The sequence below is a fragment of the Streptomyces sp. NPDC058576 genome, from assembly GCF_042718715.1.
Taxonomy (GTDB): Bacteria; Actinomycetota; Actinomycetes; order Streptomycetales; family Streptomycetaceae; genus Streptomyces.
The window spans coordinates 1-3,938 of sequence record NZ_JBHXPF010000056.1 but is presented as its reverse complement, the minus strand read 5'-3'; the positions used below and the strand labels follow the sequence as shown (position 1 = coordinate 3,938).

The following is a 3,938-nucleotide window of genomic DNA, read 5'->3' as shown; positions in this document are numbered from 1 at the left end:
TTGGGCCCCGTGTGTCCCCGGGGGGGGCGTCTCCCCCGCCCCCCGGGGGGGGGGGGGGCCCCCCGCCCCCCCCCACCCCCGGGCCCGCACCCATCGCCTCGCCCCAGGGAGTGACCGTGACCATGACCAGTACGGACGCAGCGACGGAAGGGCACGAGGCCGCGGCGCTCCTGGAGCGCACCCGGGCCGTCGTCGACCCGCATCTGCGATCGGCCGTGGAGTCGTTGCCCGGCGGCATACGCCGGGTCGCGATGTACCACTTCGGCTGGCAGAACGCCGATGGGACCCCGGCCGCCGGCCAGGCAGGCAAGGCCATCAGGCCGGCCCTCGTGCTGGCCGCCGCCCGCGCGCTGGGCGGCGATCAGGAACGCGCGGTCCGGGCCGCCGTCGCCGTCGAACTCGCCCACAACTTCACCCTGCTGCACGACGACGTCATCGACGAGGACACCACCCGCAGACACCGGCCCACCGCCTGGGCGGTCTTCGGTGTTCCGGACGCCGTCATCACCGGCGACGCCATGCTCGCCCTCGCCCAGCGCCTGCTGGCCGAGGACGCGCACCCGGCCGCGGCTCGCGCCGCCGCCCGCCTCTCCTCCTGCGTCATCGAGCTGTGCGCGGGCCAGCAGGCGGACTGCGCCTTCGAGGAGCGCGGCCCCGACGAGGTCACCCTCGACGAGTGCCTCGCGATGGCGACCGCCAAGACCGGCGCCCTGCTCGGCTGCGCCTGCGCGGTCGGAGCCCTCTACGCCGGGGCGGAGGACCGGGCGGTCCGCGCGATGGACGGGTTCGGGCGGGAGGCGGGGCTCTCGTTCCAGCTCATCGACGACCTGATCGGCATCTGGGGCGACCCGGACCGCACCGGCAAGCCCGTCGGGGCCGACCTGGCCGCCCACAAGAAGTCCCTGCCCGTGGTCGCCGCCCTCACCTCGGGCACCCCGGCCGCCGCCGAGCTCGCCGCGCTCTACCGGGGGCCCATGAACACCGCCGCCGAGGTGGCCAGGGCGGCCGACGCGGTGGACCGGGCCGGCGGCCGGGACTGGGCCCAGGTCTGCGCGGCCGACCGGATGGCCCGCGCGGTCCACCACCTCTCCCGGGCGGTTCCCGACCCGAGCGCGGCGGGCGACCTGCTGGCGCTCGCCGAATTCGTCACCCGCCGGACCAGCTGACCCACCTCGCGTGACCATCGGTGCCATCTCAACTCTAGTATTCCGGAGGTCGGTTGAAGGAAAGCAGCGGAGAGGCGGCGGCCGGTCATGGGCATACGGATCCAGCAGGCGGAGCAGCGCGACCGGGAGCTGGTCGTCTCGGTCATGGAGGAGGCCTTCCACCATGACCCGGTCAGCAGCTGGGTGTTCCCGGACGAGACGCACCGGCGCGCGGTGCACGGCAGGTTCCTCGGCGTCTTCGTCGACGTCGCCCTGGCCGAGGGCCGTATCGACATCGCCGAGGACGGAGCGGCGGTGGCCCTGTGGCTGGCGGTGCCCGCCGGGGCCCCCGAGGAGGAGGACCCCACGCCCGCCCTGATGCGGCGGACCGCCGACCCCGACAACGAGCGCTGCGAACTGGTGGGCAGGCTCACCGGGGCCGTTCACCCGCACGACCGTGCACACGCCTACCTGCTGATGATCGGCGTCCGTCCCGACCGCCAGGGAGAAGGCATCGGGGCGGAGCTCATCGGAGCGGAGCTGGAGCGCTGCGATCGGGAGGGGCTGCCGGCCTATCTGGAGGCGAGCAGCGCCCGCAGCCCGGCGCTGTACGAGCGGCTGGGATTCCGCTTCCTCGGCCGCGCGGTCGACCTGCCGGACGGCCCGCCGATGTACCCCATGTGGCGGGAACCCCAGGCGGGTTGATTCCCTGCGGAGGGTGGTACGGAAGCCGCCCGGTGCAGGGGCTACAGTCCCTGCTCATGACAGATGAGTCGTGGTCCGGCTGGTACCGGGACACCAAGGGTTCCGACGCCGTCGTTCTCACCGCGGACGGACAGCGGTTCCGGTTCCGGATCCGGGGGATCGACTTCGTGGGCGTGAGCTTCGACGGCGGGAGCTTCGACGGCCTGCGGCCCGTCGAAGGCGCTCCGTCGGAGGCCTCGGCGGGCGGGATGTTCGCTCTCGCGGACGGCGCGCTCACCGACTGCGTACTGGAGTGGGATCTGCCGCTGCCCGTCCTCGTCGCGGGCACGCCCCGCCCCGCGACGCTCAGCTGCCTGCTCTCCCTGCGCCGGGATGACCCGGATCTGCACCTCGCTCTGCACCTGGACGGTGCCGTGTACGAATCGGCCCGCGCGGAGCGCGACTTCGCCGTGGCGCTGGCCGCCGTCCAGCGTGCCCTTCCGGACGACGCCAGGCTCCAGACCTGTATCGCCGGGCCCGGGGCCGCCTAGCCCGAAGTCGTCCGACCGCCAACGATCACCGCTCGCGCCCGCCCCGTAACCGCATCGCCGGTACGGGGCGGACGCGCGTCACCCCGTTGCCCGCGCGGCATTGTTCTACTAGCATGCGAACAACGGAGGTTTTCCATGACAAGCAAGAACCTTGGCCGCGCAACTCTCGCCGCCCTTCCCTTTGTGCTCGCTCTCCTCGTCGACCTCACTCTCTACACCGCCGTCGCGGACCGCCTGCCCGACCGGCTGGCCGTCCACTTCGATGCCGGCGGATCCGCCGACCGGCACATGAGCTACACCGCCTATCTCCTCTACACGGTCCCGTCGCTGCTCGTGCTCGGCGCGCTGTGGGCCGTCGTCGCGGTCAGGGGCAAGCTCCACGGCCGCGCCCACCGGTGGTTCACCGGCGGAGGCTTCGCCGCAGCCGCGTTCCTCGGCTATCTGCTGATCGCCGTCCTGTTCGTCAACGTGGACGCGCCCGACGGCGGTTCGGCCGACGGGTTCCCGCTCTGGCACATCGCGGTCGCCCTCGCGGCGGCCGCCGTCGCCGGAGCCCTCGGGCTGCTGCTGGCCCGGCTGGTCCCCCTGCCCGAGGAGCCTCGCGACCGGGGTCCGGAGGCCCGGGAAAGGATCGTGCTCGCCGACGGCGAGGTGGCCGCCTGGGGACGCGGCATCGGCGCCTGGTGGGCCCCTGTCGCGGTGCTGGTGCTGCTGGCGGCCGGTGTCGTCGTCGGCCTGGAGCAGAGCTGGTTCCTCGGGGCGCCGCTGATGGTGCTCGCCCTGGTGATCGGCACCTTCTGCCGCCCCCACGTCACTGTGGACCGGCGGGGCCTCACCGTCTCCGGCCTGCTGCCCCGGCCACGGGTGCGGGTGCCGCTGGAGCGGATGGAGGTCGCGGACAGCCGCCCGGTCAATGCGCTGGCGGAGTACGGCGGATGGGGCTATCGCATCCGCCCCGAGCGCAGCGGTGTCATCACCCGCTCGGGCGAGGCCATCGTCATCAGCCTGACGAGCGGCCGCGAGTTCGCCGTCACCGTCGGGGACTCGGCCACCGGGGCCGCCCTGCTCAACACGCTGCTCGACCGGCAGCGGGCGGGGCGCTGACCATGCTCTTCCGGGTCGATCCGACTTCCACCGTTCCGCTCGGGGACCAGATCGCCGCCTCGGTCCGGCGCGCGGTCGCCGAGGGCGCGGTGGCACCGGGCGAGCGGCTGCCCGCCGCCCGGGTGCTCGCCGAATCTCTCGGCGTGAACGTCCACACCGTGCTGCGCGGCTACCAACGACTGCGCGAGGAAGGGCTCATCGAGCTGCGCCGGGGCCGGGGCGCGGCGATCACCGCGGGAGCCTCGCCACAGCGGGCCCGGCTGCTGGAGCGGGTCCGTGAAGCGGTCGCGGACGCCCGGGACCTGGGCATGACCGAGGACGAACTGCTCGCCCTCGTCCGCGGCGAACTCGACGCCTGACAGGGGGAGGCGTCGGGGATTACGAAGAGGGCCGTTCCGCACCCGGAAAGGCCCGCTTGGGGTGGGGGGTGCCGGGCGGCCCCCGGTCACGGGGC

The 3,938-nt window shown here is 73.9% G+C and carries 4 protein-coding genes and 1 pseudogene; all 5 read left to right on the top strand.

What is annotated here, in order from left to right:
• Nucleotides 1–122 precede the first annotated feature (122 nt).
• The 5 genes and pseudogenes from ACFWRV_RS29240 to ACFWRV_RS29220 all read left to right on the top strand — a co-directional run bounded on the left by ACFWRV_RS29240 (nucleotide 123) and on the right by ACFWRV_RS29220 (nucleotide 3,843).
• The gene (locus ACFWRV_RS29240) at nucleotides 123–1,166 is read left to right on the top strand and encodes a family 2 encapsulin nanocompartment cargo protein polyprenyl transferase (protein ID WP_384338745.1); all 1,044 of its coding nucleotides are present in this window, start codon (nucleotides 123–125) and stop codon (nucleotides 1,164–1,166) included.
• An 87-nt stretch (nucleotides 1,167–1,253) separates the two neighbouring features.
• Nucleotides 1,254–1,850, top strand: a complete 597-nt coding sequence (locus ACFWRV_RS29235; RefSeq protein ID WP_384338744.1) for a GNAT family N-acetyltransferase — start codon at nucleotides 1,254–1,256, stop codon at nucleotides 1,848–1,850.
• 56 nt (nucleotides 1,851–1,906) lie between these two features.
• Nucleotides 1,907–2,362 (top strand): annotated as a pseudogene (locus ACFWRV_RS29230) (DUF6304 family protein); the annotation flags it as partial.
• 153 nt (nucleotides 2,363–2,515) lie between these two features.
• Nucleotides 2,516–3,484: a DUF1648 domain-containing protein gene (locus ACFWRV_RS29225; RefSeq protein WP_384338743.1), complete on the top strand. Its 969-nt coding sequence runs from the start codon at nucleotides 2,516–2,518 to the stop codon at nucleotides 3,482–3,484.
• 2 nt (nucleotides 3,485–3,486) lie between these two features.
• Nucleotides 3,487–3,843, top strand: coding sequence for a GntR family transcriptional regulator (locus ACFWRV_RS29220; protein ID WP_030580653.1), 357 nt, complete (start codon nucleotides 3,487–3,489; stop codon nucleotides 3,841–3,843).
• Nucleotides 3,844–3,938 lie beyond the last annotated feature (95 nt).